This is a genomic window from Streptomyces sp. MBT65 (genome assembly GCF_016612545.1).
Taxonomy (GTDB): domain Bacteria; phylum Actinomycetota; class Actinomycetes; order Streptomycetales; family Streptomycetaceae; genus Streptomyces.
This window is the reverse complement of sequence record NZ_JAENRY010000480.1, coordinates 1-5047: the sequence shown is the minus strand read 5'-3', so window position 1 is coordinate 5047 and position 5047 is coordinate 1. Positions and strand designations below refer to the sequence as shown.

General features: G+C 72.9%; 1 protein-coding gene. It reads left to right on the top strand.

Features of this window, described 5'->3' with window-relative positions; genetic code table 11:
• Positions 1 to 5047: non-ribosomal peptide synthetase (locus tag JHN63_RS48610; protein ID WP_200691545.1), on the top strand; the 5047-nt coding region annotated here is incomplete at both ends.

Below are 5047 nucleotides of genomic sequence, written 5' to 3'. Positions count from 1 at the left end.
GGCCCGGTCGAGCGTGCCGGTCAGGTGCCAGGCGGCCGGGATGTTGTAGGTGGCGCCCGGACGAACTCCCGCTCTCCTACGCCCAGCAGCGCCTCTGGCTGCTGCACCGCATCGAGGGCCCGGGCGCCACCTACAACATCCCGGCCGCCTGGCACCTGACCGGCACGCTCGACCGGGCCGCGCTGGCCGCCGCGCTGGACGACGTCGCCGTACGGCACGAAAGCCTGCGCACGGTCTTCCCCGAGCGAGACGGCCACCCGCACCAGGTCGTGCTGGAGCAGGCCTCCGTGCCCCTCCACCACAGCCGGGTCACGGAGAGCGAACTGCCCGAGCGGCTCGTCGAGGCCGCAGCCCTCGGCTTCGACATCGACCGTGAACTCCCGCTGCGCGCGCACGTGTTCGAGCTGGCCGAGGACCAGCACGTTCTTCTTCTGGTGCTGCACCACATCGCCGGCGACCAGTGGTCCGACGGGCCGCTGTGGCGGGACCTGGCCACCGCCTACGAAGCCCGCCGCGAGGGACGGACCCCCGCGTGGACCCCGCTGCCCGTGCAGTACGCCGACTACGCCCTCTGGCACCGCGAGGCGCTCGGCGACGCAGACGCCCCGGACAGCCGTCAGTCCCGTCAACTCGCCTACTGGCAGACGGCATTGGCGGGTCTGCCGGACGAACTCGCGCTGCCCACCGACCGCCCCCGACCGCTGGAGAGCAGCCACCGGGGCGGCGCCGTAGGCCTGACCTTCGACGCCGAACGGACCGGCGCGCTGCGCGCGTTGGCCCGCCGCCACGGCGTCAGTATGTTCATGGTCACCCAGGCCGCCGTCGCCGCACTGCTGCACCGGCTCGGCGCCGGGGACGACATCCCGCTCGGCGCACCCATCTCCGGACGGGCCGACGAACGTCTCGAAGACCTGGTCGGCTTCTTCGTCAACACCCTTGTCCTGCGCACCGATGTGTCCGGCGATCCCACGTTCGCCGAGCTGCTCGCCCGAGTCCGGGACACCGACCTCGCCGCCTACGAACACCAGGACCTGCCCTTCGAGCGCCTGGTCGAGGCGGTCAACCCGGCCCGCTCACTGGCCCGGCACCCGCTGTTCCAGGTGATGGTCGTCCACCTCGACGACGAGGGCGCCACGCCCGCCCTGCCCGGCCTGACCGCACGCCGTGCGGAACTCGGCCAGCTGGGCGCCAAGTTCGACCTCAGCTTCGACTTCGTCGAGCAGGGCGCGGACGGCATGCGCTGCTGGATCGAGTACAGCGCCGACCTCTTCGACGAGGCGACCGCCGAACTCCTCGCCCAGCGCCTGGAGTTGCTCCTGGACCGGATCGCCACCGACCCCGACCGACGCATCGGCACCCTCGACGTCCTGCGTGACGACGAACACGCCCTCGTCCTCACCGACTGGAACGACACCGCACGCACCGTCCCCGACGTCACCCTGCCGGAACTCTTCCGCGCCCAGGTCGCCCGCACCCCCGAGGCCACGGCGGTCGTCTTCGAGGACACCGCCCTCACCTACGCCGAACTCGACCTGCGGGTCGAGAAGTTGGCACACACCCTCGCCGCACACGGCGTGCGGGCCGAGGCCGTCGTCGCCGTCGCCCTGCCGCGCTCCCTCGCCCTGGTGGTGTCCCTCCTCGCGGTCCACCGTGCGGGCGCCGCCTATCTGCCCCTCGACACCGGCTACCCGACCGACAGGCTCGCCTACACGCTCACCGACGCCGCCCCGGTCTGCCTGATCACCACCGAGGGCGTCACCCTCCCGGACAGCGAGGTGCCCACCCTCACGGTGGACACGGACGGCACCCCCGACCACCCGGCGTACGCACCGCTGCCCACGGCTTTCGACCCCCGCCACCCCGCCTACGTCATCTACACCTCCGGCTCCACCGGCCGCCCCAAGGGCGTCACCGTCCCCCACCAGGGCATCACCAACCGCCTGTTGTGGATGCAGGACACCTATCGCCTCGACGCCGACGACCGGGTGCTGCAGAAGACCCCGGCCGGGTTCGACGTGTCGGTGTGGGAGTTCTTCTGGCCGCTGATCACCGGCGCGACCCTCGTCGTGGCCCGCCCGGAGGGCCACCAGGACCCGGTCTACCTCGCCGAACTGATCAAGCGTCAGCACATCACCACGGCCCACTTCGTGCCGTCGATGCTGCGCGCCTTCCTCGACGAGCCCGCCGCCGCCCGCTGCACCGACCTGCTCCAAGTCATGTGCAGCGGCGAGGCGTTGCCCGCCCCGCTGGCAGCCCGCTTCCACCAGGTCCTCCCGGGCGCCCGCCTGCACAACCTCTACGGCCCCACGGAGGCGTCCGTCGACGTCACCGCCCACGAGGTTCTCGCCGACCCGGCCACGGTGCCGATCGGCCGCCCGGTGTGGAACACCCGCACCTATGTCCTCGACGCGGGACTCCGCCCCGTACCGCCCGGTGTGGCCGGCGAACTGTATCTGGCGGGCGTCCAGTTGGCGCGCGGCTACCTCGGCCGCTCCGCCCTGACCGCCGAACGCTTCGTCGCCGACCCGTACGCCACCGAGCCCGGCGCCCGGATGTACCGCACCGGCGACCTGGCCCGCTGGACCCGGGACGGCGAACTGGAGTACCTCGGCCGCGCCGACGACCAGGTCAAACTGCGCGGCTTCCGCATCGAACTCGGCGAGATCGAGAGCGTGTTGACCGCCCACACGAGCGTCGCGCACGCCACGGTCGTCCTGCGGGACGAGCGGCTGGTCGCGTACGTCGTGGCGGAAGGTGCTGCGGACTCGACTCAACTCCGCGCCCACACGGCCCAGTCGCTGCCCGACCACATGGTCCCGTCGGCCGTCGTCACCCTCGACGCCCTCCCGCTCACCCCGAACGGGAAACTCGACCGCCGTGCCCTGCCCGCCCCCGACTTCGCCGCCGAGGTCACCGACACCCGCCCGCGCACCCCGCTGGAGGAGACCCTCTGCGCCCTCGTCGCGGACGTGCTCGGTCTCGAACGCGTCGGTGTCGAGGACGACTTCTTCTCCCTCGGCGGCGACAGCATCGTCGCCATGCAACTGGTCGCCCGCGCCCGCACGGCCGGGCTCACCTTCAGCCCGCGCGACGTGTTCCGCCACAAGTCGGCCGCCGGGCTCGCCACCGTCACCGCCACCACGGCCACCGCCGAGCGTGCCGCCGACGTCACCCCGCTCGACCTCGCCTCCGAAGAGCGCGCCGAACTCGCCGCGCTGCCAGCCGGAACCGAGGTCCTGCCCGTCTCCCCGCTCCAGGCCGGTCTGCTCTTCCACGCCGCCCTCGACTCCGGCGACGACGGACCGGACGTGTACACCGTCCAGGTCTCCTACGACCTCGAAGGCCCCCTGGACGCCGACCGGTTGCACACCGCGGCCCAGTCCGTGCTCGACGCGCACGAGAACCTGCGCAGCGGCTTCCGGCACCTGTCCTCCGGACGGCCCGTCGCCGTCGTACCGCGCACGGCCGTACTGCCCTGGCGGCAGCTCGACCTGGCGGACGACCCCGAGGAGTGGGAGCGTCTGCTCGTCCAGGAACGGCGCCGCTTCGATCCCGAACACCCGCCGCTGCTCAGGCTGTTGCTGGCCCGGCTCGGTCCGGACCGGCACCGGCTCGTGCTCTCGCACCAGCACCTCCTGCTCGACGGCTGGTCGCTGCCGCTGCTCATCGCCGAGCTGTGGGCGCGCTACGAGGGCCGTACGCCGGCCGCGCCCGCTCCGTACCGCGAGCACCTGCGGCTGCTGGCCGCCCAGGACCCGGCCGTCTCCACCGCGGCCTGGGCCGAGGCGCTCGGCGGACTGGCCGAGCCGACGCGGCTCGCGCCCGTCGACCCCGACCGTGCCGCCGTCGTACCGAGCACCCACACCGTCGAGTTGGACCCGGACCGCACGGCGGAGCTGGAGGTGTTCGCGCGCCGGCAGGGCGTCACCGTCAACACCCTGGTCCAGGCCGCCTGGGGCGTGCTGCTGGGCCGGCTCACCGGCCGCGACGACGTGGTGTTCGGCGCCACCGTCGCGGGGCGTTCGCCCGAACTGGCCGGTGCCGAGTCGATGATCGGCCTGTTCATCAACACCGTGCCGGTTCGAGTCCGGATCCGCCCGGAGGAGAGCACGGCCGCGCTGCTGGAGCGGCTCCAGGACGAGCAGTCCCGGCTCATCGCCCACCAACACCTCGGCCTCGCCGACATCCAGCGGGCCGCCGGACTCGGCGAACTCTTCGACACCCTCGTGGTGTTCGAGTCGTACCCGGTCGCCGACGCGGAGGAGGAGGGCGACGGACCGCGCGTCTCCGTCCGCGACCACGAGGACTCCACCCACTACCCGTTCGCGTGGGCCATCGAGCCCGCCGAACGGCTGCGCCTCACCGCCGAGTTCAGGCCCGACCTCTTCCGACCGGCCGTCGCACGACGGATCTCGGACGCCCTGACCGCGCTTCTGACCGGCATGGCGGCCGACCCGGACCGTCCCGTCGGACGGCTCGACCTGCTCGGTCCCGCCGAGCGGCACACGGTCGTGGAGACCTGGAACGACACCGCGCTGCCCGAGCCGAAGACCGAACGGCTCGGCACCGTACCGGCGTTGTTCGTCGCCCAGGCCGCCGCCGACCCCGACGCGACAGCCGTCACCGACGGCCGTACGACCTGGACGTTCGCCGAACTCGACGCCCGCACCGACCAGTTGGCGCGCGTCCTCGCCGGACACGGTGTCGGACCCGAGCGGATCGTGGCGCTCGCGCTGCCCCGCACCGCCGACCACATCGCGGCCATTCTCGCCGTGATGAAGGCGGGCGCCGCCTATCTGCCCCTCGACCCCGACCTCCCCGAGTCCCGGCTGACCGGCATGCTCGATGACGCCCGACCCGTGCTGATCCTGGCCACGGCGGAGACGGCCGCCACGCTGCCCTCAACCACCGTGCCCGTCCTGCGACTTGACGCCCCGGCCGACGGACTGCCGGAGGCCGAACCCGTCGCCCCCGGCCCCGACCACCCCGCCTACGTCATCTACACCTCCGGCTCCACCGGCCGCCCCAAGGGCGTCGTCGTCACCCA